Raw genomic sequence first — 814 nt, forward strand, 5'->3', positions numbered from 1 at the left:
TTGATATAGCCACCCGGCGCGGCACCGCCCCCGCGCCCCGACCACCGGGACCACGCCATCCCTTCGTCGACGCGGGAAGCGACTTTCGATGACTGCGGCGGCCTCGGACCGGGCGCGATCATCGTCGTGAAGTCAACGACGAACGTGGAGTGCACCGTGGGTCTCGAACAGTCGCAGCAGCGCTTCCACATCCGCCAGAAGCTCACACCGATGGCGAATCGGTACGTGGTCCACGCGGCCGGACCGGACGGCGCCGACGGGGAGGTCGTGGCGTTCGCCCACCAGAAGAGGATGGCTCTCAAGGAGCAGATCACCTTCTACACGGACGAGTCCCAGCGGCAGGTCCTCTTCACCTTCCGTGCCCGGCAGATCGTGGACCTCGGCGCGACCTACGACATACGCGCGGCCTCGGGCAGCCCCGTCGGCACGCTCCGCAAGAACTTCGCCGCCTCCCTGCTGCGCAGCACCTGGCACATGAGCCAGGAGGGCGCCGCCGTCGAGACCACGGGTGTGGAACGGAGCAGGACCGTGGCCGTCGCGCGCCGGGTCTGGGACCTGATCCCGTTCGTCGACGTGCTGCCGTTCGCCTGGCCGTACCACTTCGACTTCGCCACCGACGGCCGCCCGGTCATGTCGGTGAACAAGCACTTCGGCCTGCGGGACCGCTACGTCCTGGAGATCGGCGACGAGCACCTCGACCGCCGCCTGGCGATAGCCCAGGCCGTCGCCCTGGACGCCCTGCAGTCCCGCTGACGCCGGGTGCGCGCGGGCGCGGGGGGGGGGGGGGCCGCGGGGGGGGGGTGGGGGTCGCGCC

1 protein-coding gene is annotated in these 814 nt (G+C 70.9%); it reads left to right on the forward strand.

The features are described from left to right. Positions 1 to 156 precede the first annotated feature (156 nt). Complete coding sequence (locus tag ACFVZW_RS29410; RefSeq protein WP_384527423.1) at positions 157 to 753, forward strand: hypothetical protein; 597 nt, start codon at positions 157 to 159, stop codon at positions 751 to 753. Positions 754 to 814: the final 61 nt, after the last annotated feature.

Origin of the sequence: Streptomyces sp. NPDC059567 (assembly GCF_042735655.1) — a bacterium.
GTDB lineage: Bacteria > Actinomycetota > Actinomycetes > Streptomycetales > Streptomycetaceae > Streptomyces.